A 24,898-nucleotide genomic window follows, 5' to 3' on the forward strand; every position below is an offset into this window, starting at 1 on the left:
CCGAAACGCCGTTAGCCAGCCATCTTCATGTTGACTTCACCATTCAGCGAGTTCGATACGGTGCAGCGGGCCTTGGCGCGCTTGATCAGCTCCGCGCACTCTTCCTCGCCGGGCATGGTGTCGAGCGAGACGGTGGCGTCATAGCTGCCGATGCGGTCCGGCAGATCCTCGGCCTTCTTGCCGGAAACCTCGACGGAGACCTGTCCAACATCGATCTTCATCTCCTGCGCGGCATGGTGGAAGGAAAGGGCAAGGCAGGCACCAAGCGCGGAGATCATGAAGTCGACGGGCGACCCCGCCTCTTCCGCAGATGGCGAGGTGATGGCGACAGTCTGCCTGGGCGCGGTATCGACATGGATCACCTTGCCGGGGCCGATGGCGGTGGTGAACGGGCCATAGGTTTTTGCTTTGATGCGGATCGCCATGAGAAACTCCAGAAAGGCAATTCAGATCGTCCACATGTAGTGATGTGGCGTGGTCGCGTCCAGCGACAGAGTGTCAGGGGCTGTCTTGTCGCTGATGAGGTGGCTCGTCTTCGAGCAGGATGCGCTCGGCAGCGCCGTCAAGATCGTCATACTGGCCGCTCTTGAGCGACCAGAGAAAGGCGGAGAGGCCGGCGGCTCCCAGAAAAAGCGCTATCGGGATCAGCACCACGAGATTGGTCATGCTGCCGCCTCGACAAACGGTCGTGCATTGTTGCCTGCCGACTCAGGAGCTTCGGTGCCAACAGCGAGACGCCGGTCGGTGCGCAGACGCAATGCGTTGCCAATGACAATCAACGACGAAAGAGACATGGCAATGGCCGCCACAAGCGGCGTGACATGACCGAGCACCGCAATCGGCACAGCAATAAAATTGTAGGCAATGGCGAGTGCGAAATTCTGCCGGATCAAACGGCCGGCGCGACGCGACACGTCACGGGCGAGCGGCACGGCCAGCATGTTCTCGCGCAGGAAAACGAAATCGGCGGCATTGCGGCCAATGTCTGCTGCCGTGGCAGGGGCCATGGAGACATGGGCGGCGGCGAGGGCGGGAGCATCGTTCAGCCCGTCGCCGACCATCAGAACCCTGCGGCCTTCGGAGGCGAGCGCGCGCATGCGCTCAAGCTTGTCGCCGGGAAGGACACTTGCCTGAAATTTCTCCACGCCCAGCCTGGCGGCGATGTCCTTCACCTGATCGGCGCTGTCACCGGAGATGATTTCCACGGCGACGCCGTTTTCTTTCAAATGAGCAATGGTCTCTTTGGCCCCGGGGCGCAGCCGGTCCTCGAAACGGAAAGTAGCGTATTCCTCGCCATTACGGGAAAAGACCGTGCCGCCTGCGTGGTTCTCATGCTGGCTTCCGAGCGACCAGCCTGCGCGGCCAAGCCGCCAGACGGTCTCGCCCGCGCGGGCTTCGATGCCGAGGCCCGGAATTTCCTCGACACTGTCGAACGCATCCGCTGCTCGCAGCGAACCGGCAGCGCGCAGAACGGCGCGGGAAAAGGGGTGGCGGGAATGCGCTGCAAGGGAGGCTGCGGTTGCCAGCGCCTGCGGCGGTATTTCGTCCGCATTGCGCAGCTCGGGGATGCCGAGCGTCAGCGTTCCGGTCTTGTCGAACACGGCGGTGTCGATCTCGGCGAGGCGCTCCATCGCCGCGCCATCCTTGACCATGATGCCGTTTTCGAAGAGACGCCGCGCGGCAACCACCTGCACGATGGGAACGGCAAGGCCGAGCGCGCAGGGGCAGGTGATGATGAGCACGGCAATGGCGATGGTGATGGCGCGGTGCCAGTCGCCACTTGCCGCCATCCAGCCCAGAAAGGTGAGGAAGGCGGCGGCGTGAACGACGGGCGAATAAAGTGCCGAGGCGCGATCTGCCAGTCGGCGATAGCGTGCGCGCCCTCCTTCTGCCGCCTCCATCAGGCGCATCATCTCGGCGAGGAAGGAGGTGTCGGCGGTGGCGGTTGCCTCAACGATGAGCGGCTGGGTGAGATTGAGCATGCCGGCGCGTAGATCGCTGCCGGGTTTCACCGGCTGTGGTGCGCTTTCGCCGGTGGCCATGGAGCAGTCGAGTTCGGACGAACCGCTCATGACGATCCCGTCGACGGGCACGCGCTCACCGGCGGCAACGACCAGTTTCATTCCGGCTGCTATCTCCTGTAGCGGGAGGTAATCGCGTCCGCCATCTGCGGCGATGACCAGTGCGCCGCGCGGCGCGAGGCGGGCGAGCCCCTTGACGGCGGTGCGGGCACGCTCGCGCATCACGTGGTCGAGCGTGCGGCCGATCAGAAGGAAGAAGAGGAGCGAAACGGACGCATCGAAATAGGCGTGCTGGCCGCTGTTGATGGTCTCATACAGGCTGAGGCCATAAGCGAGCGAGATTCCCAGCGCGATGGGCACGTCCATGTTCATGCGCCCGTGGCGGAGCGCGTTCAGTGCCGAGCGGTAGAAAACGCCACCCGCAAATACCAGCGCGGGCAGGGCGATCAGCGCTGAAAGCCAGTGAAAGAGGTCGCGCGTCGCCTGTTCCGCACCTGACCAGACTGAGACGGAAAGAAGCATGATGTTGCCAGCGGCAAAGCCGGAGACCGCCACGGCGCGGATGAGCTGGGAGAGAACCGGATCCCTGCCGGTTTCCACACTGTCGAAAAGGTGGGCGGCATAGCCAAGCCGGTTCAGCGTGTCGACGATGGGCGGCAGCGCCCCCTCGCGCCATTTCACGCTGACGCGCTTGGTGGAGAGATTGACGCGCGCACCTGCCACGCCGTCGAGCCTGCCAAGCGCGGTTTCGATTGTCTGAATGCACGCGCCGCAATGAACGCCGGGCACGGAAAGATCGGTCTGTTTCAGCCCGTCTCCGACAGAGCGACTTGCGAGGACGAGTTCTTCGGCGCGCGGGCCGGCTTCACGGGCCTGTTCGGCTTCCAGCGCCATTTCGGTGCCGGGGGCGCAGCAGCTCATCTGAGTTCTCCGCCGGCAATGGTGATGCGCCGCACATCGCGATAGGGATGGGCGAGGCCCGCGTCTGCAGTGATGTTGATGACCCAGGTGCCGTCGCCGGGGCCGTGATCGACGCCGAAACCGCCATCGGGAAGACGTTGCATTTGAAGGGTAACGTCTTCATCGGCGGTGACAGGACGGTGCATCACCATGGTAACGCCGTCGAGTGGGATCGGGTCGCCGCTCGCATCGAGAAGGCGGTAGGTGATAGCGTCTCCCTCAACGGAAAGCTCGCCCTTCCAGCCGAGTGCTGCCTGCTGGCGGCCTTCTTCCGCGCGCTTGTTGAAGGTCTGGCTCGCCACATAGGCGTTTTTCACGATCAGGCCAGTCCAGCTCGACTGCGCGTAAAAGGCCATTGTCAGATTGACCGTAATGATGACCCCGAAGAAGGCGACCATGATGGCGAGCATGTGCCAGCCGGTGAATTCCTTCTGTTTCTGCACTTTGCCGCTCATCGTGAACCCTCCGGGATGTTGAAGCTTGCCCTGTAGACATCGCTTTCGAAACTCGCCTTGTCTTCGACGACGAAGCGGAAAGATGTGCCGGCCTCGCTCAGACGATCTGCCGGCAGGGTGACGAAGATGCGCACTTCGCGCAGGCGGTCCGGTTCGACAGGCACTGCCGCAGAACGGTCGTCCGGCTGGTCGAGCCCGACCACATTCATGGTGGCGCTGGTGAGACCTTCGAGCGAAACGAGGATCACGCGGGGTTCTGGGATCATGTTCAACAGCTTGACCGTGTAGCCATTGCGCACCGAACCATCCGACAGAAGCACATATTGCGGATTGCGGTCGTGGAGCACGTTGACCTCCAGCCGGTCGCGCGTCAGCAGGGCATAGAGCATGACGAGGCCAACGAGCGACCACGCACCGAAATAGACGAAGGTGCGCAGGCGAAAGATCTTGCGCCAGTGGAAATGCGCGACCTTCTCGGAGAGCCCGCCGCCTTCCCGGCGCACGCGGTCGGGGTTGATGGTCTCCGTGCCGCCGGCTGTCGCCAGCGCCATATTGGCATTGTAGTCGGAAAGCGTGGCATAGGAGATGAGACCGCGCTCGCGTCCTAGCTTGTCCATCACGCCATCGCAGGCATCGATGCACAGCGCGCAGGTGATGCATTCGAGCTGCTGGCCGTCGCGGATGTCGATGCCCATGGGGCAGACGGCAACGCAGGCATTGCAGTCCACGCAGTCGCCCACGGTCCTGCCCTCGGCGGCTGCCTTCTTGGCATGGCGCGAGCGGGGCTCGCCGCGCCAGTCGTTGTAGGTGACGGTGAGCGAATTTTCGTCCAGCATGGCCGCCTGAATGCGTGGCCACGGGCACATATAGGTGCAGACCTGCTCGCGCATGAGGCCGCCGAAGAGATAGGTGGTTGCGGTCAGCACCGCGATGGTCATGTAGGCGACCGGGGCTGCCTCGCCGGTTGCGAGATCGATGAGAAGCGATGGCGCGTCGGCGAAATAGAAGACCCAGGCGCCGCCGGTCGCCACGGCGATAAGAACCCAGATCAGGTGCTTTACGGTGCGTCTGGCGAGCTTGTTGGCGGTGAATGGTGCGGCATCAAGCTTGATGCGGGCATTGCGGTCGCCTTCGATGGCGCGCTCGACAACGAGAAAGAGGTCGACCCAGACGGTCTGTGGACAGGTATATCCGCACCATGCCCTGCCCACCGTGGAGGTGATGAGGAAAAGGCCGATGCCGGCCATGACAAGCAGGCCCGCGATATAAAAAAATTCCTGCGGCCAGATTTCGATGAAGAAGAAATAGAACCGCCGGTTGGCAAGATCGATCAGAACCGCCTGATCGGGTGCGTAGGGACCACGATCCCAGCGCAGCCATGGCGTCAGATAGTAGATGCCGAGCGTGACGAACATGATCAGCCATTTGAAGCGGCGGAACTGCCCGGAAGCGCGTTTCGGGAAGATTTTCTTCCGTGGAGCGTAAAGCGGCTGGCGTTTTCCGGCAGTGTTTACCGCTTCCGCATCAATGCGCTCGACTGCGCCCCCCGAGGCGGTGTTGCTGGCTGCGGTTTCGGTGGCAAGTGTCATTTCGGCGGCTCGCAAACTGCTCTGTGAGCGTACTGTCTAGTCGCCGGAAACATCTCGGGCATTGATCCCGATCAAAGCGGGAGGCTGGGAGGCCGAACCCCGGCCTGTTTGGCCGGGATTCGCTGTGCGTGTGGGCGTGTCTATTCGCCACCGCCGAGCGAATAGACGTAGACCGAAAGCTGCTTGACCGTCGAGTCGCCAAGCCGCTCCTGCCAGGCCGGCATGACGCCGTGTCTGGGCTGGCGCACCTGTGCTGCGATCTGGGCTTCGCTGGAACCGTAGAGCCAGATCGCATCGGCAAGGTTCGGTGCGCCGAAGGTGACGTCGCCCTCACCGGCATCGCCATGGCAGGAGGCGCAATTGTCGGCGTAAACCTGCGCACCTGCTTCGGCCAGAGCCGGATCGGACGGCGTTCCGGTGAAGGAGACGACATGGGCCGCCACCTGGCGTATCTCCTCACCGCTCAGAATATCGCCGAAGGCCGGCATTTCGCCAAAGCGCGTGTCGTCGTCGCCGTCAAACCTGACACCGTGCGCGATCGTCTGGTGGATGGCTTCAATGTCGCCGCCCCACAGCCAGTCGTCGTCGTTCAGGTTCGGATAACCGGCGGAACCCTGCGCGCCGGACCCATGGCACTGCGAGCAGTTGACCTTGAAAGCGGCGTCACCGGCTGCGGTGGCAAAACGGCGCAGCGTCTCGTCGGCGAGGATTTCATCCAGCGGCTTTTCAGCGATGGCTGCGCGCAAATCCGCCTGCTCAGCCGAGACGGCGTCCATGGTGGTGGTGAGCTCCTGACGGCTCGAATAACCCAGAACGCCCTTGGTGGCGTCGCTGATCAGCGGCCATGCCGGATAGGCGATCGTGTAGCCTATGGACCAGACGATCGTGGCATAGAAGGTCCACACCCACCAGCGGGGCATGGGGTTGTCGAGTTCGCGAATGCCGTCCCACTCATGGCCGGTGGTCGAGACGCCCGAGACCTCGTCGATATGTTTGTTCTCACTCATCTCAATCGTCCTTCAGCGGGATGCGTGCGGCTTCATCGGCGCTCTTCCTGCTTCCGGGGCGGAAGGCAAAAAGAACCGTGCCGACGAAGAAGAGGGCCATGAAGAGAAGGCCCCAGCTATCGGCGAACTGGCGGAGCGCGGTATAGGCTTCCATGATCTTTCCTCCTCAGCGATAGCCGGCGGCTTCGTCATAGGTCGAGAAATCGACCAGCGTGCCGAGCATCTGCAGATAGGCGACGAGCGCATCCATTTCGGTGAGCGCATCGGGGTTGCCGTCGAAATCGCCGAGCACCGCCTTGGGATAGCGTTCTTCGAGACCGGATGTGTCCGCGTTGGGGTCGGCCTGGGCGCGAATATCCGCATTGGCGTTGGCGATCATGTCTTCCGTATAGGGCACGCCGACACGCAGATTGGCGATCAGCTCGGTCGAGAAATCGTTGATCTCCAGCGGCGTGTCCTTGAGGAAGGCGTAGCTGGGCATGATCGATTCCGGCACCACGGAGCGCGGCTCGATCAGGTGATCCACATGCCATTCATTGGAGTAGCGGGCGCCCACGCGGGCGAGATCCGGCCCCGTGCGTTTCGACCCCCACTGGAAGGGATGATCGTACATGGATTCGGCGGCGAGGCTGTAATTGCCGTAGCGCTCCACCTCGTCGCGGAAGGGACGGATCATCTGGCTGTGGCAGGTGTAGCAGCCCTCGCGGATGTAGATGTTGCGACCGGCGAGCTCCAGCGGCGAATAGGGGCGCATGCCCTCCACCTTCTCGATCGTGTTCTCCAGATAGAAGAGGGGCACGATCTCGACGATGCCGCCGATTGTCACCACCAGGAACGATCCGACCAGAAGGAGCGTGGCGTTCTTTTCGATGATCTTGTGTTTGTCCAGCAATGCCATCGTCAGGGCTCCTTAACCGGCACTTTGAAGGGAAGGGGCGGGTTGGGCGACGGCGCCGCCGATCGGCGCTTCCTTGCGCTCATGGCCAAGGATGGTCATGGCCAGATTGTAGGCCATGACGAGGCCACCGAGCAGGAAGAGCACACCGCCGAGCGCGCGCACCACATAATAGGGGTGCATGGCGGCAACGGTTTCGGCGAACGAGTAGACCAGGAAGCCCTGATCGTCGTATTCGCGCCACATCAGGCCCTGCTGGATGCCCGACACCCACATGACGGCCGCGTAGACGACGATGCCGAGGGTGGCGAGCCAGAAGTGCCAGGTGACGAGCCGCAGCGAATAAAGCCGCTCGCGGTTCCACAGTTTTGGCACGAGATAGTAGAGCGCGCCGAAGGTGATCATGCCGACCCAGCCGAGTGCACCCGAATGCACGTGGCCGATGGTCCAGTCGGTGTAGTGCGACAGCGAGTTGACCGCCTTGATGGACATCAGCGGGCCCTCGAAGGTGGACATGCCGTAGAAGGCGACGGCCAGAACCATCATGCGGATGATCGGGTCGGTGCGCAGCTTGTCCCAGGCGCCCGAAAGCGTCATCAGGCCGTTGATCATGCCGCCCCAGGAGGGCATCCACAGCATGATGGAGAACACCATTCCGAGCGTCTGCGCCCAGTCGGGCAGGGCGGTGTAGTGGAGATGGTGCGGGCCGGCCCAGATATAGAGGAAGATCAGCGCCCAGAAGTGGATGATCGACAGGCGGTAGGAATAGACCGGGCGGTTGGCCTGTTTGGGAATGAAGTAGTACATCATGCCCAGGAAGCCGGCGGTGAGGAAGAAACCAACTGCATTGTGGCCGTACCACCATTGCGTCAGCGCATCCTGCACGCCGGCGAAAAGCGAATAGCTCCTGGAGCCGAAGGGCGAGACCGGAACCGCCAGGTTGTTCACCACATGCAGCATGGCGATGGTCACGATGAAGGACAGGTAGAACCAGTTGGCCACATAGATATGCGGCTCCTTGCGCCTGAAGATCGTGCCGAGGAAAACAATCAGATAGGCGACCCAGACGACGGTGAGGAACAGGTCCACATACCATTCAGGCTCTGCATATTCACGACTTTGGGTGATGCCGAGCAGATAGCCGGTTGCCGCCATGACGATGAAGAGCTGATAGCCCCAGAACACGAACCAGGCGAGGTTGCCGCCGAAGAGGCGGGCCCGGCATGTGCGCTGCACCACATAGAAGGACGTGGCGATGAGCGCGTTGCCGCCGAAGGCAAAGACGACCGCGGATGTGTGCAGCGGGCGCGTGCGGCCGAAATTGAACCAGGGCTCGATGTTGAGGTCCGGATAGGCAAGCTGCAAGGCGACCACCACGCCGACGAGAAAGCCGACTATGCCCCACACCGTCGTGGCGATGACGCCATAACGCACCGGACCGTCCATATAGCCATCCGTATCCCGCCTGAGCGGGATTGAGGCTGCGTCGGCCGGCGCAAAGCTCGTGTTGCGCATCAATACGATCGCCGATCCAAGCAGGACAAAGAACAGAACCCACATATGGGCCTGAAAGGCTGAATCCTGCGCCAGACCCGCAGCGGCCAGTGCTGCAAATGCAGCAAGGCTGACCAGTACGATCTCGGTGCCAAATCTCATTGCTGTTTCCCCAGTTCAGAAAAGCTTGCGGGAATCCGTTCCCCGATTCTCACGCGTCACACTTCGGGCAATGAGGGCGGTGGCGCCTTGATCTGCGTCAAAGCCAGCTCTGCCGTGGCGTGAAAAGACACGTTTCGGACAACAGGGGATGATTGCCATGCAGCGCGCAGGAGAACAGGTCAGCGGAACCGGACCCGCCGCCCGCTATGCGGAGGCGGTGCCGCGCTACACGAGCTATCCCACGGCACCGCATTTTCATGCGGGCGTGACCGGCGAAACCTTTCGTGGCTGGCTGGGCGAGACGGGTGAGGAAGAGGCTCTTTCGCTCTATGTGCACATCCCGTTCTGCGACCGGCTGTGCTGGTTCTGCGCCTGCCACACCAAGATGACGCGCCGCTATGAGCCCGTGGCTGCCTTTCTCGATGCGCTTTTCTTCGAGATCCGCACGGTGGGTGACATTCTGAAGGGGCGCGGACGTGTCCGTGCGCTCCATTTCGGCGGCGGCTCGCCGACCATGCTGCGCGCAGACGACATTGTGCGACTGGGCAGCGCGCTCAAAACGGCCTTCAATTTTGCCGACAATGCCGAAATCAGCGTGGAGCTCGACCCCAACGACATGGACGAGGCGCGCTTCGATGCGCTTGCTGAAATCGGCATGACGCGCGCGAGCCTCGGCGTTCAGGATTTTGACCCGCGGGTCCAGAAGGCGATCAACCGCGAACAGACGTTTGAACAGACCAAAGCGGTGGTGGATGGCGTGCGTGCGCGGGGTGTGCGGTCGGTCAATCTCGATCTGCTCTACGGCCTGCCGCACCAGACATGCGAGAGCGTCGCCGACACCATCCGCCAGGCGCTGACGCTTTCACCGGACCGGATTGCCCTTTTCGGCTATGCTCATGTGCCGTGGTTCAAGAAGCACCAGACCATGATCGACGAGGCCTGGCTGCCTGGGCCTGAGCAGCGCTTCGAGCAGCAGCAGGAGACAGCGCGCATCATTTTGGGCGCAGGCTATGAGGCGATCGGGCTTGACCATTTTGCAAAGCCGGACGATCCGCTGGCGGTGGCCGCGCGGCAAGGGCGGCTCTTCCGGAATTTTCAGGGTTATACCGAGGATGCGTGCCGCACACTGATCGGTCTTGGTCCTTCCTCGGTGTCGCGCCTGCCAAAGGGCTACGCACAGAACATGCCGGCGACTGCGCAATACGAACGCAGCGTGCGCGAAGGCGAACTTGCGACCGTGCGGGGCATTGCACTCAGCGAAGAAGACCACGCCCGCGCCTGGGTGATCGAGCGCCTGATGTGCGATTTCGCGTTTTCCGGCGAGGAAGCCGTGCAACGGTTTGGTGCGTGCGGGAGAAGGATCGTTGCCGAGGCGCGGGCTCTGTTGCGTGAACGTGGAAGCGCAACGGGAATGAGGGAGAATGAGGGAATTTTTATGGTTGAAGAGGAAGCGCGACCGCTGGTCCGCTCAACGGCGGCCCTGTTCGACCAGTATCTGACGCGGGGAAGCGCGCGCCATTCTGTTGCGGTTTGATGCGAGCGCGCTCAAGCATCTGCATATTCTGTTCAATTTGAGCCAGCGCAAATCCTTGGTCCACACAGCCCGTTATCCTGTGTGTGTGCGTGAAACGGGCGAACTGCGAACGCACTTTCCAGATTTGCCGCCGTGCCAGACTGGCCGTCATGTCTCACCATGGAAGGCGCTGCCGCCTGATCAGCGGCGTAGACACGGCGGCGGCCGGGCGGACTTGGGGGAAGAAACCGCCCGGCCCACCTGTAGCCCCGAACATCTGTCCCCGATACATGGTGGTGCTTCAGCGATTGCAGCGGAGAATAAGTTTGCAAGTCTATGGTGACAGACGACGCCTGCACTGTCAGAGGCTGGCGTCGTTCGTCTCGGGACGACGGGTTCCACCGTCATCTTTGAGGGCCTGTGACATTGCCTCGAAAACCCCCGCATTGGGACAGAACGCGGGAGGTGTATGGGCTGGCTCTCCGGCCGTCGCGGCCAGCCACACCTCACAGGAGGCCGCGTTGCTGCAGAGCCGGCAGGAGCGGATCGCCGAAGCGAATGTCAAGCCGAGTCGCTCTCTGGCGAGATGCTGGATATCAACGTCGCAACGGTCCATCATTTTGCCCATCAGTTTCGCACGGGTCTCGATGTTCTTTGAAATGCGCGTCATGTCCAAGATCCTCTTTGATCAGCCAATCTGGCGTTCTTGAACTCAGATGTCTTTGCGCTGGATCAAACGGTCGCTCGAAGCGATGCCATCTACACGGCAACCCACGTCAGCACGTCACTTGCGGGATGGCCTGCCTGTGGAAATAATGCGTGCATTGAGACGCGGCGGGCGAAGGGGCGAGCGTGAGTCCTGAATTCAATTTGGCCGAACCGGCACGGCGCGCCGGTCTTACAGGTTACGCTGTCGCAGTGGGAGGGAGCGTTGCCCTGCTCGTAGCACGGCTCTGGCTGGACACGGTATTCGGCAGCACCTGGATTTTTTTCCTCGGATCACTGACCGCACTCTATGCCGCGATCTTCGGTGGCCGTGCCGCGGGCCTGCTGGCGGTGATGCTGGTCACCGGCGCCATTGCACTGATCGGTGTTTTGACATCGCTGCCTGTATCGGTGCCGGTCTTTGCCGCGCTCGTCGCGTTTCTTGTGCTGCTCGCTCACGTCGGCGGCGCCTATTTCAGCGCCCAGGACGCCAGCAGGCAGATGCGCCGGCAACTCGCGGCACGGGACGCGCATCTCAGCTCTATTCTCGACACCGTGCCGGACGCAACGGTGGTGATCGACGACAAGGGCATCATGGTCGCATTCAACCGCGCTGCGGTCCGCCAGTTTGGCTATACGGAGGAGGAAGCACGCGGACGGAACGTCAGCATGCTGATGCCTGAACCGTATCAGGGGCAGCATGATGGCTATATCGAGCGCTACAAACGCACGGGCGAGCGGCGCATTATCGGCATTGACCGGGTGGTTGTGGGACGCCGTAAAGATGGCTCCACCTTTCCGATGAAGCTTGCCGTCGGTGAGATGCAAAGCGGCGGACATACCTATTTCACCGGTTTCATCCGTGACCTGACAGAGCGGGCCGAGACCGAGGCAAAGATGGAGCAGGTTCAGGCTGAACTCGCCCGTCTTGCAAGGCTGAATGAACTGGGGGAAATGGCGTCGACGCTTGCCCACGAACTGAACCAGCCGCTCTCAGCCGTTTCGAACTACGTTCAGGGCTGCAGGCGGCTCCTGAACGATCTCGATCACCCTTTGGCCGAGCGCATGCGCGACGCCCTTGAAGAGACCACGAGGCAGTCGCTGCGTGCGGGCCAGATCATCCGCCATCTGCGTGAGTTCGTGTCACGCGGCGAGAGCGAAAAGCAGGCCGAAAACCTTCAGAACCTTGTAGAGGAGGCAGCAGCGCTGGCGCTGATGGGATCGCGGGAGCTGGGCATTCGAACTGTGTTCGAGTTCGAACCGGATCTTGGCGAAGTTTTTGTGGACCGGGTCCAGGTCCAGCAGATTCTGATCAATCTGATACGCAACGCGATGGAAGCCATGCGCGAAAGCGACCAACGCGAGCTCACGGTCTCTGTAGCGCCCGACGGTGCCGGCTCGATCCACATCGACGTGTCAGATACGGGCTCGGGCGTGCCAGAGGAAATTGCCGAGAATCTCTTCAAACCCTTCGTTTCTTCCAAGCGGGGCGGTATGGGGGTCGGTCTTGCCATATCCAAGAGAATTGCCGAAGCCCATGGAGGCATGTTGAGACTGATGGAGAGCTCCGTCGGGGGAAGCAGGTTCCGTTTCACATTGCCGACGTTGGAAGAACAGGAAATGCACAATGCCTGAAGACGTGGTCATCCACATAGTCGACGACGAGGAACCGGTTCGCAAGTCACTCGCCTTTCTACTCACCATGTCGGGGCATGCGGCAAGAGTGCATGAATCGGCGAGCGCGTTTTTGAAGGTCGCATCAGGTCTGCGCAATGCGTGCCTGATCACCGATTTGCGCATGCCTGACATGAGCGGGGTGGAGTTGCTGCGCCGGCTGGATCAGGAAGGAAACCTCCTGCCGACCATTGTGATCACCGGCCACGGAGATGTGCCGATGGCAGTCGAGGCCATGAAGGCTGGCGCACTGGATTTCATTGAAAAGCCCTTCTCCGATGAGGTTCTGCTGGATGCTGTTTCACGCGCCATCCAGCAGTTGGAGACGAGACCGCAGGCTGACGCAGATGCAAGCATCGTACGAGAGCGGGTCTCGCTGTTGTCCGAGCGTGAGCAGCAGGTCATGCATCGCATCGTTGCCGGACTGCCCAACAAGACGATTGCTTTCGAACTCGACATTTCACCGCGCACGGTTGAAGTGCATCGGGCCAACGTGATGACCAAGATGCAGGCCCGCAACCTTCCCGAGCTGGTCCGGATGGCGCTTCTGGCAGACAATGCGGCGCGCTGAGAAGCGTCTCGTTCGTGCGGCATTTTGATCCAGCGCAATGCGCTGTGGCCGACCATGACCGACATTGCGTGCTGCCGTGGCGGATGGCGCGCATTCTCCCGGCAGTGAGGAGATGCCGGACGTGGCTGGACTGATTCTCGTGGTGGCGCCTGATTCCGCCTTTCGCCTGTCACTGCGCTTCATGCTTGAGACGGAGGGGTTCGACGTTGTTGTATCGGAGAGCATCGAGGAATCCGGCCGGCTGCGCATATATGCTGACTGCATGGTTGTGGATCATGAGGTCCTGACTGGCGCGGGACTGGCCGTCGCGCGGCTTGCAGCGGAAGGCGACCCTGTGGTTCTCCTGGCGGACACGCTTGACGAAATGCCTCAGGCCGAACACGTCCGCACCATCGAAAAACCGCTTCTCGGCAGCGCCGTGGTGAACGCGGTTCGGACGCTTCTGGAGGGGGCGGGCCACAGAGAAAAGCAGGCGCTACGTAGATTCCCGTAGGGGAAAAACCGAATTTCGTGCAGCCTTCGAACGCGGCACACATGGGCGTCACACAACGGAGGCACCCATGTTTGCACAGGCCGCAACTGCACCAAAGCTTACTGTTCCCTTCGGCGCAGGCCAGCTTCATGCCGAGGTGCGCAGGGCACCTGCGTCCTTCTCCCCCGACCAGCCTCATCAGGTCATGTTCTATGAAGCGAATGCGGAGATCTATGCACAGGGCGAACAGGCCACTGCGCTCTATCTGGTCGAGTTCGGCGCAGTCCGCCTCTATCGCCTTCTTGCCGACGGGCGGCGCCAGATCAGCGCCTTTCACGTGGCCGGCGAAGTGTTCGGGTTCGAAGCAGACGGCCAGCATCATTTCTTTGCCGAGGCTGTGGGGCAGGCCTGCATCCGTGTTTTCCGCAAGCCGGCCGGCGAGACGAACTGGCGCCAGACCCTTGCTGCGGCTCTGGCCGCACTGGTGCGGGCGCAGGAACACCTCCTGGTGATCGGCCGGCAGAACGCTGCCGAGCGCGTCGCCGCCTTCCTGCTCGACATGATGGAGCGCCAGAACAGCGACTGCGCCGTGCAGCTGCCCATGTCACGCACCGACATCGGCGATTATCTCGGCCTGACGATCGAGACCGTATCGCGAACGTTTTCAAAGTTTCGCTCCAGAGGACTTGTGCGCCTGGTGAACACACGCACGGTCGAAATACTGGATGCCGCTACGCTTCGCGCGATGTGTGATTGAAGTGGTTCCTGCCGGCGGCGGTGCCGGTCTCCGCACAGAAGATGGAACGCGGCAGCGCCCGATGACCGGTGGGCTTCTGCGGGGATTGTTCTGCTGGAGACGTCTATAGGGGCTGGTCACCCCCGACCATACGTTGTATGCGCACGGCTCAACCAAAGCAGGGAACGTCGCTGGATTGCCAGTTGTACGTGTCAGCATGATCGCACGATTGCGGACAGACCAGACCCGGGTGCCTCGCCCTCACGATTTCACGCCGTTTGACGCGCGGCAGGGCGCGTTTCCTCCGAAGTCGCCCGACTGCGTGCTTGCCGTTTGGAAAACAGGAACAGGATTGCGGAAGGGTATTGCGCCATCCCGGCTATTTATGGCTAACCGGCAATGTCTTTACTCCATGCTGCGTGAACGGGACTGATGCGGATGACCCTGAAAGAGGTGCTTAAAGGGGCAGTCGAAGAGATCGCATCGGGCTTTCGACGCTATCCGGTCTGGGTTGCCCTGGCCCATGAGAGCATTGGCGACCAGCATCGCCGGACGACCCTGGGCCCGCTCTGGCTTGTGCTGAACTATTTTCTTTTCGCCGGCGCCTTTGTGGTCGTGTTCGGCCACCGCAACGAGATCGAGAATTTTCCGGCCTATGTGGCGACTGGACTCTATGTCTGGTTGCTCATGTCCGAGGCCATCAACACGGCCGTGCCGCTTTTTCGACGGGAAGCCAACTACATCAAGGGGACGACGCTGCCGCTGTTCGTCTATGTGATGCGCCTTGCCATGCAGACGGTGATTCGCGGCGCCTATTCCGGCGCGGGCTGGATCGTGCTCATGCTGTTTCTCGTCCAGCCCTCGCTGGAGCAATGGCTGATGGCCTTTGCGGGATTGGCCGTCATCGTTCTGGCGCTGCCAGCCGTCATCACGATTTTCGCCCTGCTGGGCGCATTTTTCCCGGATTTTGAATTCATAACGAGCAATCTGGTGCGGGTCGGCATGTTCCTGACGCCGATCTTCTGGATCCATGGCAATGATGGCGGGCTGCGGCAGATGCTTTATGAGTACAATCCCTTCACGCATTTTCTCGCCATCGTCCGGCAACCCATCATTAGCGGAGAGTTGCCGGTGATGGAGCTTCTGCTGTGTCTGGGGATCTCCGCCTTTGCCTGGGTCTTCGCATTCTTCCTGCTGGGGGTGCTGCGCAAGAAAGTGGTGTTTGTCGTATGACGGTTTCGATCAAGGCCCACTCGGTCGGGCTGCGCTATCGCATCCTGCGTCCGCTCACCCTGCGGCCGAAGGACAAGAGGCTTCTGAAGACGGGCGGGACCATCTCCGGCTCCGGCCGCCGCCAGCATGTCCAGGCGCTCGAGGATGTGAGCTTCGAGCTCTCGGCGGGTGACCGGCTGGGGCTTGTGGGTTCCAATGGGGCGGGCAAGACGACCCTGCTGAAAATGCTCTACGGCATCATGGAGCCGACATCCGGAACGCTGTCGATCTCGGGCCGCGTCGATGCGCTGTTCAACATCAATCTCGGTTTCAGGCCGGAAGCCACCGGCCGGCGCAACATTGAGCTGCGCGGGCTGATCAATGGCTGGACCCGGCGGCAGATCGAGGAGGCCATGCCGGAGATCATCGAGTTCTCCGAGCTTGGCGACTTCATCGACATGCCTTTCAAGTCCTACAGCCAGGGCATGGCCGCGCGGCTGGCCTTCTCCGTGGCAACGACGCTGACGCCTGAAATCCTGCTCATGGACGAGTGGATCGGCGCCGGCGACGCGGCCTTTCAGAAAAAGGCCGGCGAGCGGATGAACGCGCTGACGGGGCAGGCGGGCATCGTGGTGCTGGCCAGCCACAACGACAAGCTGATCCAGCGTGTCTGCAACAAGGTTCTGGTGCTGGAGAAGGGGCGGGTAAAGAAATTCGCGCCGCTGGAGAAGAAACGCGCCTAGCGTGTAACGCGTCTGCCTGCAACGGCGTGTTGCCCAATGGATGGTCACGAACAATTTCCGTCTGTAACCCTTGAGATGCGCGGCATGGCGCGATAGGAAAAGCACCGGTTTCGCCGTTGTATCGGCAATGATTCTTTGTACCGGAAAGTCCCCTTCATCTACCAAGGGTAGCAAACGTGGATTTCAGTCAGTACGACCTGGTCATTGTCGGTGCGGGCTTTTTCGGAGCCACCATCGCGGAGCGGGCCGCAAGCGAGCTTGGCCGTCGCGTTCTCGTCATCGACCGACGCGATCACATCGGCGGCAACGCCTACACGCACACCTGCCCGCGTACGGGCATCGAGATCCACAAATATGGCGCGCATCTGTTTCACACGCCCAACAAGGTTGTGTGGGATTATCTGAACCGCTTCACCGCGTTCACGGATTATCGCCACCGTGTTTTCACCTCCTACAAGGGGCAGGCCTATATGATGCCGATCAATCTCGGCACGATCTGCCAGTTTTTCGGCCGCCGGATGAGCCCGGACGAGGCGCGCGCGCTGATAGCCGAGCAGGCAGGTGAGCTGGCCGGCCACGATCCGCAGAATCTGGAGGAAAAGGCAATCTCGCTGATCGGCCGTCCGCTCTACGAGGCGTTCATCCGCGGCTATACGGCCAAGCAATGGCAGACAGACCCGCGCGAGCTGCCGGCGTCGATCATCACCCGGCTGCCGGTGCGCTATACGTTCGACAACCGCTATTTCAACGACACGTATGAAGGCCTGCCGGTGGACGGCTATACGGCGATCTTCGAACGCATGCTCGACCATGAACGGATCGAGGTGCGCACGGGCATCGATTATTTCGAGATCCGGGAGCAGATCCCGGCGGGCACGCCGGTTGTCTATACCGGCCCCATCGACCGTTATTTCGACTATCGCGCGGGCGAATTGAAATGGCGCACCATCGACTTTGAGGAAGAGGTGCTCGATATGGGCGACTTCCAGGGCACATCGGTGATGAATTATGCCGATGAGGACATTCCCTATACGCGCATTCTGGAGTTCCGCCACTTCAACCCCGAGCGCAGCTACCAGACGGAAAAGACGGTGATCACGCGGGAATACTCCCGCTTTGCCGAGCGCCGCGACGAGCCCTACTATCCGATCAACACAGCGCAGGACAAGGAGACCTACCGGGCCTATCGTGAACTGGCGGATGCGGAAGAGAATGTGATCTTCGGCGGCCGCCTCGGCACCTATCGCTATCTCGACATGCATCAGGCGATCGGGGCTGCGCTGAAATGCTTCGAGAACGAGATCAGGCAGGTTATATGTGTCTGATAAGTGTTGTAATTCCGGTATTTAACACTTCAGAATTTCTCGAATGGCTGCTCGAGAGTATTTCAAGGACTCAAGGGATCGACCTCGAATTCATCTTTGTGGACGACGCTTCTCGGGATGACTCATCGGCAAATCTGAAGCGCTTCATCCAGAAACACACCTGGTTGAACGCGCATTTGCTTGTTCACCAGAGAAACAGTGGGCTCTCTGTGGCGCGTCGATCAGGATATGAACGGGCCTCCGGTGAGTATATCTGGTTTTTGGACTCGGACGATCATTTCAACGCGGAAGCGTTGCGGAAAGTCTACGAAATTGTACAGACAAGGCGATTTGACGCCGTCATTTTCGACCATCGCGAGTGCCGTCTCGAAGACGGGGAGATGAGATATTTGAGTGTGGTGAGGCGGTCGCACGCAGCCGAGCATTCAACGTCCGATGGGCGCGGGGCCATGATCTCCTGTTTGAGGGATCGCAATGTTTACGCCTGGGGCCTGATAGCGCGGAAAGGCACCTTCCAAAACCACTTCTTTCCACCTGGCAGACTGTTTGAGGATATTCCGACCATTCCTATGGTTCTCGCCTCCTGCCATTCTGTGAAATATGCCTCGCAGGCGGTAGTGAACTATCTGCTGCGGCCAGATAGCATCATGCACAATGTGAACATGAAAAGCTGCATCGATTTGATGCTCGCAGGAGAGCGGTTGAGATTGCGTGCCGCGCGTTTTCAAGGAGGACTTGATGGAAGATCACTCCAGGAGATCGAGTTGTACCGCGCACTGTGCCTCTTGTGGGCCGCAAGGAGGGCACATGCGGGAGGCCAGTGGGAGATGCCAGGGTTTCGTAAAATTTTAACACGGCAAGTAAAGCTCTATAAAAAGCTTAGCGGAGCAAGCGGTATTTGTCTCAATACGAAGACGATGGCCAGAAGACGAATGAAAGAAGTATTTCATTATACAATAATGATGCTGAGTGTCAGGATGTATAGGGTCGTTTTGGCTTTCAGGGGGTGATTGGGGATTGTAAATTATGAACTCAGGCCAGCCGTCTTTGGATCGACTTAACGAGACGGTTGAATCGTCTTGCCGAGCGACGCTTCGCGGCGATCATACCAGCTCTCCATACGACACTTGGTGATATGAGGTCTTTCAAGACGCTGAAATTGTTATCACAATGTCTCCATTTCCACTTCGTCTTGATCACCCACAGATAATGCCTAAGAACGTCTTTGGTAGCTTCCTCACCGATCGTGGTTGAGTCTACGGTTTTTACAAAGTTTTTAATTCTGACAGCGTCTTCATTGCTGATAGTGTATGGCCTCCAATGCTCGTGCTGCAGGTATTTAACAACCGAAGCCGCCCTGAGCCATTCGGATTCTTCTCTGGTTAACGAGAGCGTCTTGATACACCACTGACAAAGTGAAATGATATCGTATGCGTGAGATTTCATTTCACTCGCAAAATCTTTTGTGAGAAGAATGTCCTCTCTCTCTGATCTTCTACGTCGTGCGCTTATCGCAGCTAGCTGCGCCGAAACACTCTGGATCCGACCATTTTGCGCATCCTTTCCGGAGACACTTCCGGTATGTACTCGATACTCGCCAAGCACCTGGGGCAGGTTTTTCAGCTTTCCCACCTCTTCTAGCCGGAAATACAGCTCGGCATCTTCGGAGTGGAGTATGTGACGGTACCCTCCCACCTGATCAAACGCTGAACGCCGCATCATGAGAAACGGATGCACTAAGTAGTGTTCGCGTGCCGGGACCGAATAAAGATCACTCACCCGGTTCTCTGCTATGTTGATGCCACCATGCTTAGGATAGCCGGACTCGTCGATTACCACGATTGAATTCGATACAGCGACGATTTCGTCGTCATCGTCGAGCGCTTTTACCTGGAGCGCGAAACGATGAGCATAGCTAATGTCGTCCCCATCCATCCGCGCCAGATACTTGCCGGATGCGTACTGAGCTCCGTGGTTGAGAGCATCAACGATGCCTTGATTCTCGGTATGAAGCGGAATGATACGGGGGTCTGCCTCCGCAAAAAGATCGACTATCTCTCGTGTTTTGTCAGTTGAGCCATCATTAACAATGATTATCTCGAAGTCTTTAAAAGTTTGATCCTGAATAGATTTTATTGCTTCACTTAGATAGACTTCGCAATTGTATACCGGCATCAATACGGAGACGGATACGGGGCGTTTTGGCTTCATGAACCGTTGCTCAATGCGTTAGCTTTTCGGACAGGATTGCTTTGATCTTCTTCGAGTCGAAGGGTTCTTCACATTGGTCGAAGAATTTCTTGAGGTAGCGATAGTCAGTTAGTGTGCGCTGATGGTTCGCGAGAAATGTTCTCTCCGGATGTTTGTGTGAGTAATTTTCGAAACGTTCGTCCATCTGGCGAACCATTGAGAGCACTTGATCTTTGGGACTGTTCTTGTGCCAGGCGCTCTGGGAAACTTCCTCCGCATTGCGTGTATTGAAGACAATGCGAACATTGGGGAAGTATGCATGCAGGAAGTCGAGTGCATCATCAAAATTATCACCCAACTCTGAGAAGCGGATCTCCTTGAACCCTACCCACCGGACGTCGACTGGAGGATTCAGGATATGCTTGATGAATGTGTCAGCCAAGCTACGGCTATAGCTATCCAATTCAATGCACTCTGCCCCAAACCAAGGGTTGCGTGATTTGGTTGGGGCGCTACCGAACTCAAAGCGTGCCCGCCTTGCTCTTTGGTGTGCTCGGTACAGAGGATTAATGGCCCCGTTGTTTTCCCCCCTGATGCAAGAACCGGGGATCGTTTGCACAATCCTCTGCAAGAGTGTCGAACCGGAGCGGCCGTATGTTACAATGACAATAAAGCCTCGAAGTCTCGGGTATGAATCAAATATACTCATTGTAACTACCTAAGGACGTGACTGAATAGAACTACATTATTTTCAGAATGCCATGCATCGTAATGAAAATCTTTTTCTGATAGTGAGTCGAAAATTCTCTTCATCCCTACTCTTCCAAGAAGGTTCTGATGCAGCTCCATATAAATCTTTTTCACGCCAGTAAGAGGAGGATTTTCATTGAACAACTGTGACTCTCCTCCTTCAATATCCACGATAAGCATTGTAGGCTTATACCGTGCCAAAATTTCTTTCATTGAAACGACCGGAACATCCACCGTGTCTTTATACCCCCACGGTTCTTTGCTGAGTGAGGATGCCCAAAAATCATCGCGAACGTAGAATGGTACCGTTTCACTTGTCTTCCTGGGGAGAACGACGGCGTTTATAACTTCTGCGGTAACGCCGTTCAGAGAGTGTGTTTTTTCAATTATTGGGATAAGAGTAGGGTTTGCTTCGAAGACAACTATTTTCTTCGCTTTTTTCTGCAAGTGACAAAGTGTAGATATATATCCAATGCCACCACCGAGCTCGACGATAATATCACCGTTCTGAACAATTCTCGGAATCTGCTTGGATTCAGTGGTTTCATACTCATTTGATCTGAGAATGTCAGCCATTTTTGTGGAAATATCATCTTCAGATATTTCCAGCTTAACGCCATTTATTTGTTTTTTAAGCATAATGAGCCCCAGTCCTTTGCAGCATTCTGAATCGATTCAACCTATCATTTTTCGCGTTGGCTGTGTGCTCGTTACCGGGTTCGATAATGTGATTCTGACTTTACAATCATGAGGTGTATTGAACGATCCGGTCGCAAAATCCAACAGGTTTATGTATGAACCAACTCAAATTTTGTTTTATCCACGTTGGAAAGTGTCGAAAATTTTGATTGCGAGTGAAAGCACAGCCGGTTCGCGCATACGCGTTGCGGTCGTCTCCATGGATCCCGCGTTGCCAGAAGAACGCCTGCTTGCGCGGCAGCAGGGGCTTTTGGCCGGCGATGTGGTCCGCGTGGTGGCAGCGGAAGCGCAGGAGGACGCGGCCTTTGCGCTGCACTCCATCCCCTCCCGCCTCAACATGGGCGGTGCCGGCGGGTTTTCCTATGCCATCCTCTCGGCGCTGGCCGGCGGGGCCGAGTGGGTCTGGATCATGGATGATGATGCCTTTCCGGTCGGTGAGGATTGCCTCAAAACGCTTCTGGAAGAGGCGAAGGCGCGGGGGCTGGAGGTCGTTTCGCCCATCATCGTCGCGCCAGAGGACCAGCAGCGCCTGTCCTTTCCCTTCCGCGTGCGCGGAAAGCTGACGCATGACCGCGCGGCGGTGGAGACGCTGGACTTCATCCCCTCCATGGCCCAGTTCTTCAATGGTGCGCTTGTGCACTGCGATGTCTTCTTCAAGGTCGGCCTGCCCGACATGCGGCTCTTCATCCGCGGCGATGAGGTGGATTTCATGGTGCGGCTCAGGCGCGCGGGCATCCGCTTCGGCACGGTCACCAATGCCGTGGTGGCCCACCCGCCGGGCTGGGGCGAGATCGTCCCGATCATTTCCGGCCGCGTCAATGTTCTCATTCCCGAAACCGAGTTCAAGCGCTATTACTTCTTCCGCAATCGCGGCTATCTGGCGCGTCGACACCGGCGGCTGAAGAGCTTTGTGGGAGATCTGGTGCTCTATCCTTTTGTCTATATCGTCAAGCGGCGGTTCGACTGGGCGGGGCTCGCTTTCTGGTGGCGGGCCTTCCGCGACGGACTGGCCTATCGCTTCGACCGCGCGCCGCATCTGAACCCGTGACCGGCGTCGAAAAGGGCAAAGGCAGGCGGATCGCCAGGGGCGTGGCGGTGGTGGTCGTCACCTATCGGCGGCCCGCCATGCTGGCGCAATTGCTGGAAAGCGTGGCGGGCTCGACCCTTTTGCCGGAGCGCCTCGTCATCATCGACAATGCCAGCGGCGACGAGACGCCCGCCGTGGTGGAGGCGGCGCGCGCTGCCCTTGGGCCGGTCGAGCTCGACTATCGCCTGCTTGAGCGCAATCTGGGCGGAGCAGGCGGCTTTCACGAGGGGGTTCGCCTGGCCCACGCGGCCGGCGCGGAATGGATGTGGCTGATGGACGACGATGTGGCGCTCGCCCCTTCCGGGCTCGAGACGCTGCTTGCCCATGCCGGCCGATATCGCTGCCTGATGGGAGAGCGGGAGAACAGCGACGGCAGGCCGTTCTTCTTCCAGAACGTCTTTTTTCCCGCCCTTGGCGTGGCGCTGCCGCGCCCCGGCAATCTCTTTCGACGCGCCGATGTGTGGCACACGAACCTCGCCACGTTCGAGGGCCTTTTCGTGCACCGCTCGGTGGTCGATGCGATCGGCTTTCCCGATCCGCGCTTCTTCATCACCTGGGACGATCTCGCCTATGGCTGGCTGGCCTCGCATGTGACCGATGTCGTGTGTGTGAAAGGGGTGGTGCTGCAGCGCCTGCGCAATCAGCGGCAGATCAGCCTGGGCGTGCGGCATCTGGCCGAGGCATCGGATCTCTCGCGCTTCTACATGATGCGCAATCGCGGGCTGCTCGTGCACTATCTGCGCGCAAAGGGCTGCTACAGGCCGATACCCTTCGCCTTCGGTACGGCGCTCGTCGCCCTCAAGGAAATCCTGCGGCTGGTGGCAGTGGAGCGCCGGTTGAAGGGGATGGGAAGCATCACGCGGGGCATGCGCGAGGCGCGGCGCATTGCGCGCGACGATGCGTGGTCGGGCCTGCCGGAGGCGGCGGCAGGCGGCGCCCCTTCGCACGCGCAAAAAGCCTCGGCCCGATCCTGACCGGCAGAAAAGCTGATGGCCAAACAAAAACAGGCCCCGAGCGGTTTCGGGGCCTGCTGGCTTCGGTTGCGGTGGGATGAGCCGCTTAAGGCTCAGCCCTCGCAGGACCACCACATGCGCGAGAAGTCATAGTCCCAGCTCTGCATGGGCACTTCCGCATAGCCCTGGAGGCAGGAGTGAGCGGCCATGCGCTTCAACTGGGTGAGAAGCGGGATCTCGGCCATGTTTTCGTGGAGGCGCGCCTGGATGTCCTTGTAGATGGCGTTGCGCGCCGCCTCATCCACCGTTGCACGGGACTTGTCGATCATCGCGTCGACCTCGGGGTCGTTCACCCACGACATCGAGGACCAGGTGCCCGCAGCGCGCGAATGGTATTGCACGAAGAACACGGAATCGGGCGAAGGATAGGTCGGACCATAAAACACCTGTGCCGTGTTGGGCGTCGTCTCCACCTTGGTGGCGAGCTCGGTGATGCGGTTCCACGGCTCCGGCTGCAGATCGACCTCGAAACCGATGGTCTCCAGCGTCGATTTGAAAAGCAGACCGATCTCCTCCTCGAACGCCGTGTTGGCGACATAGGCATGGCCGAGCTTGATCGGCTTGTCGCCGGCATATTTTGATTTGGCGACTTCCTCGGCGGCCTTCTCAAGGCTGTATTCGGGGGAGGGGAGCTCGTCCAGATGCGCCTCGGAGAACAGCGAGGAAAGAACGCTCTTCATCTCGCCGCCGGGATAGATGACCTCACGGATGGTCGCATAATCCAGCGCATAGGCGATGGCGCGGCGGATGTGCACGTCATCGGTGGGTGCGAGCTGGTTGTTGACCTTGAGGTAGAAGCCCGTCGCGGTGCTTGCCTCGATGAGCTTGTAGGTGTCGAGCGCCTCGATGGCCTTGTAGGTCTCGCTGCTCTGATACTGGGAGGAGAGACCCAGCTCGCCACGCTGGGCGAGCGCGCGCACCGTGGCTTCGTCGCGCGTAACGACGAAACGCAGTTCGTCGATCGGACGATCCTTGGCCCAGCCGGCGTGGTAGCCCTCATAGCGCTGCATGATCATCTCGGCGCCGCGGGTCCAGCCGCTGAGATTGTAGGGGCCGGCGCCCAGGCTGTTTTCGGCCAGGTAATCCTCGCCCCACTCGCCGTCCTGTTCTTTGGCCACATCAGAATTGACCACGAGAACCAGCGGCGTGATGGAAATGAACGGCGCGTAGACGCGGTTGATCCGGATTTCAACCGTATGGTCATCGAGCGCCTTGACGTTCTCCGGATCGACGAGATCGGAGAAGAGGTAGGCCGGACCCTCGTTCAGCGAAAGAAGGCGCTGCAGGGTATAGACAACGTCCTTGGCTTCCACCGGGCTGCCATCCTGAAAAGTCGCATCCTGCTTCAGCTTGAACGTGTACGTCTGGTTGTCGTCGGAGACCTCCCAGCTTTCCGCGAGCTGGGGCACCACCTCACCGCCACTGCTGACGGTGGTGAGACCGTCATAGAGATTCACGGCAGCCATATATTCGGTGTAGTCGGTGATCTTGGCCGGGTCGACCGTACCGAAGATCTGCACCACGTTGACGACAAGCGAAAGCTTGTCCTGAGCCATAGCCGGCGCAGTCAACGCTGTGGTGGCAGCGAGAACCGCACCGGCCAGCGCATGTTTCAAAAGTCTCAT

The 24,898-nt window shown here is 59.6% G+C and carries 25 protein-coding genes; 11 read left to right on the top strand and 14 right to left on the bottom strand.

Translation table 11 applies throughout. The features are described 5' to 3' along the window. Nucleotides 1-11: 11 nt before the first annotated feature. The 9 genes from HF949_RS07285 to ccoN all read right to left on the bottom strand — a co-directional run bounded on the left by HF949_RS07285 (nt 12) and on the right by ccoN (nt 8,583). The gene (locus HF949_RS07285) at nt 12-425 is read right to left on the bottom strand and encodes an OsmC family protein (RefSeq protein WP_292899443.1); all 414 of its coding nucleotides are present in this window, start codon (nt 423-425) and stop codon (nt 12-14) included. A 73-nt stretch (nt 426-498) separates the two neighbouring features. After that, nucleotides 499-666, bottom strand: coding sequence for a cbb3-type cytochrome oxidase assembly protein CcoS (gene ccoS / locus HF949_RS07290; RefSeq protein WP_292899445.1), 168 nt, complete (start codon nt 664-666; stop codon nt 499-501). Then, nucleotides 663-2,942 (bottom strand): cation-translocating P-type ATPase, encoded by a 2,280-nt coding sequence (locus HF949_RS07295; RefSeq protein WP_292899447.1) that lies wholly within the window; start codon nt 2,940-2,942, stop codon nt 663-665. The genes ccoS and HF949_RS07295 overlap by 4 nt, the downstream gene beginning before the upstream one ends. Further along, on the bottom strand, nt 2,939-3,436 hold the full coding sequence (locus HF949_RS07300) for a FixH family protein (protein ID WP_292899449.1): 498 nt from the start codon (nt 3,434-3,436) through the stop codon (nt 2,939-2,941). Before HF949_RS07300 ends, HF949_RS07295 begins: the two co-directional genes overlap by 4 nt. After that, nucleotides 3,433-5,025: a cytochrome c oxidase accessory protein CcoG gene (gene ccoG / locus HF949_RS07305; RefSeq protein WP_292899451.1), complete on the bottom strand. Its 1,593-nt coding sequence runs from the start codon at nt 5,023-5,025 to the stop codon at nt 3,433-3,435. Before ccoG ends, HF949_RS07300 begins: the two co-directional genes overlap by 4 nt. A 140-nt stretch (nt 5,026-5,165) precedes the next feature. Next, complete coding sequence (gene ccoP, locus HF949_RS07310; RefSeq protein WP_292899453.1) at nt 5,166-6,032, bottom strand: cytochrome-c oxidase, cbb3-type subunit III; 867 nt, start codon at nt 6,030-6,032, stop codon at nt 5,166-5,168. A 1-nt stretch (nt 6,033) separates the two neighbouring features. Next, nucleotides 6,034-6,186 (bottom strand): CcoQ/FixQ family Cbb3-type cytochrome c oxidase assembly chaperone, encoded by a 153-nt coding sequence (locus tag HF949_RS07315; protein WP_007009020.1) that lies wholly within the window; start codon nt 6,184-6,186, stop codon nt 6,034-6,036. Nucleotides 6,187-6,198: 12 nt separating this feature from the next. Next, nucleotides 6,199-6,930, bottom strand: coding sequence for a cytochrome-c oxidase, cbb3-type subunit II (gene ccoO / locus HF949_RS07320; protein ID WP_025030523.1), 732 nt, complete (start codon nt 6,928-6,930; stop codon nt 6,199-6,201). A 12-nt stretch (nt 6,931-6,942) separates the two neighbouring features. Continuing rightward, complete coding sequence (ccoN, locus tag HF949_RS07325; protein WP_292899456.1) at nt 6,943-8,583, bottom strand: cytochrome-c oxidase, cbb3-type subunit I; 1,641 nt, start codon at nt 8,581-8,583, stop codon at nt 6,943-6,945. A 157-nt stretch (nt 8,584-8,740) separates the two neighbouring features. On the opposite strand from ccoN, the gene hemN reads away from it, so the two are divergent. After that, nucleotides 8,741-10,117 carry an oxygen-independent coproporphyrinogen III oxidase gene (hemN, locus tag HF949_RS07330; RefSeq protein ID WP_292899458.1) on the top strand — a complete coding sequence of 459 codons (1,377 nt, stop codon included), beginning with the start codon at nt 8,741-8,743 and terminating at the stop codon, nt 10,115-10,117. 340 nt (nt 10,118-10,457) lie between these two features. Here hemN and HF949_RS07335 read toward each other — a convergent pair whose 3' ends face one another. Beyond that, nucleotides 10,458-10,766, bottom strand: a complete 309-nt coding sequence (locus HF949_RS07335; RefSeq protein WP_292899460.1) for a DUF6455 family protein — start codon at nt 10,764-10,766, stop codon at nt 10,458-10,460. A gap of 182 nt (nt 10,767-10,948) precedes the next feature. On the opposite strand from HF949_RS07335, the gene HF949_RS07340 reads away from it, so the two are divergent. From HF949_RS07340 to HF949_RS07375, 8 genes are all read left to right on the top strand, one after another. Beyond that, nucleotides 10,949-12,436 carry a PAS domain S-box protein gene (locus HF949_RS07340; RefSeq protein ID WP_292899462.1) on the top strand — a complete coding sequence of 496 codons (1,488 nt, stop codon included), beginning with the start codon at nt 10,949-10,951 and terminating at the stop codon, nt 12,434-12,436. Beyond that, nucleotides 12,429-13,046, top strand: a complete 618-nt coding sequence (gene fixJ, locus HF949_RS07345; protein ID WP_292899464.1) for a response regulator FixJ — start codon at nt 12,429-12,431, stop codon at nt 13,044-13,046. The genes HF949_RS07340 and fixJ overlap by 8 nt, the downstream gene beginning before the upstream one ends. A 121-nt stretch (nt 13,047-13,167) precedes the next feature. Continuing rightward, entirely contained in the window at nt 13,168-13,539 is a 372-nt protein-coding gene (locus HF949_RS07350) for a DNA-binding response regulator (protein ID WP_292899466.1), read from the top strand. 67 nt (nt 13,540-13,606) lie between these two features. Continuing rightward, nucleotides 13,607-14,275, top strand: a complete 669-nt coding sequence (locus tag HF949_RS07355) for a helix-turn-helix domain-containing protein (protein WP_292899468.1) — start codon at nt 13,607-13,609, stop codon at nt 14,273-14,275. A 417-nt stretch (nt 14,276-14,692) separates the two neighbouring features. Beyond that, entirely contained in the window at nt 14,693-15,487 is a 795-nt protein-coding gene (locus HF949_RS07360) for an ABC transporter permease (protein WP_292899470.1), read from the top strand. Next, nucleotides 15,484-16,209, top strand: coding sequence for an ABC transporter ATP-binding protein (locus HF949_RS07365; protein ID WP_292899472.1), 726 nt, complete (start codon nt 15,484-15,486; stop codon nt 16,207-16,209). Before HF949_RS07360 ends, HF949_RS07365 begins: the two co-directional genes overlap by 4 nt. A gap of 176 nt (nt 16,210-16,385) precedes the next feature. Beyond that, nucleotides 16,386-17,534, top strand: coding sequence for a UDP-galactopyranose mutase (gene glf / locus HF949_RS07370; protein ID WP_292899473.1), 1,149 nt, complete (start codon nt 16,386-16,388; stop codon nt 17,532-17,534). After that, on the top strand, nt 17,525-18,544 hold the full coding sequence (locus tag HF949_RS07375; RefSeq protein WP_292899475.1) for a glycosyltransferase family 2 protein: 1,020 nt from the start codon (nt 17,525-17,527) through the stop codon (nt 18,542-18,544). Before glf ends, HF949_RS07375 begins: the two co-directional genes overlap by 10 nt. A 22-nt stretch (nt 18,545-18,566) precedes the next feature. On the opposite strand, the gene HF949_RS07380 is transcribed toward HF949_RS07375, so the two are convergent. Genes HF949_RS07380 through HF949_RS07390 form a run of 3 tightly spaced genes read right to left on the bottom strand, consistent with a single transcriptional unit; the run spans nt 18,567 to nt 21,113 of the window. Further along, entirely contained in the window at nt 18,567-19,745 is a 1,179-nt protein-coding gene (locus HF949_RS07380) for a glycosyltransferase family 2 protein (RefSeq protein ID WP_292899477.1), read from the bottom strand. A gap of 10 nt (nt 19,746-19,755) precedes the next feature. After that, a complete protein-coding gene (locus HF949_RS07385) occupies nt 19,756-20,433 on the bottom strand; it encodes a sulfotransferase (RefSeq protein ID WP_292899479.1) in 678 nt (225 codons plus the stop codon). A 5-nt stretch (nt 20,434-20,438) separates the two neighbouring features. Next, nucleotides 20,439-21,113, bottom strand: a complete 675-nt coding sequence (locus tag HF949_RS07390) for an FkbM family methyltransferase (RefSeq protein ID WP_292899481.1) — start codon at nt 21,111-21,113, stop codon at nt 20,439-20,441. Between the two features lie 259 nt (nt 21,114-21,372). Between HF949_RS07390 and HF949_RS07395 the strand changes: the two genes are divergently transcribed. Both HF949_RS07395 and HF949_RS07400 read left to right on the top strand, forming a co-directional pair. After that, nucleotides 21,373-22,221, top strand: a complete 849-nt coding sequence (locus HF949_RS07395; RefSeq protein ID WP_292899483.1) for a hypothetical protein — start codon at nt 21,373-21,375, stop codon at nt 22,219-22,221. Continuing rightward, nucleotides 22,218-23,234, top strand: coding sequence for a glycosyltransferase (locus tag HF949_RS07400; protein WP_292899485.1), 1,017 nt, complete (start codon nt 22,218-22,220; stop codon nt 23,232-23,234). The genes HF949_RS07395 and HF949_RS07400 overlap by 4 nt, the downstream gene beginning before the upstream one ends. Before the next feature lie 92 nt (nt 23,235-23,326). Here HF949_RS07400 and HF949_RS07405 read toward each other — a convergent pair whose 3' ends face one another. Then, nucleotides 23,327-24,898, bottom strand: a complete 1,572-nt coding sequence (locus HF949_RS07405) for an ABC transporter substrate-binding protein (RefSeq protein ID WP_292899486.1) — start codon at nt 24,896-24,898, stop codon at nt 23,327-23,329.

It is taken from the genome of Nitratireductor sp. (genome assembly GCF_017794765.1).
Classification (GTDB): Bacteria; Pseudomonadota; Alphaproteobacteria; order Rhizobiales; family Rhizobiaceae; genus Nitratireductor.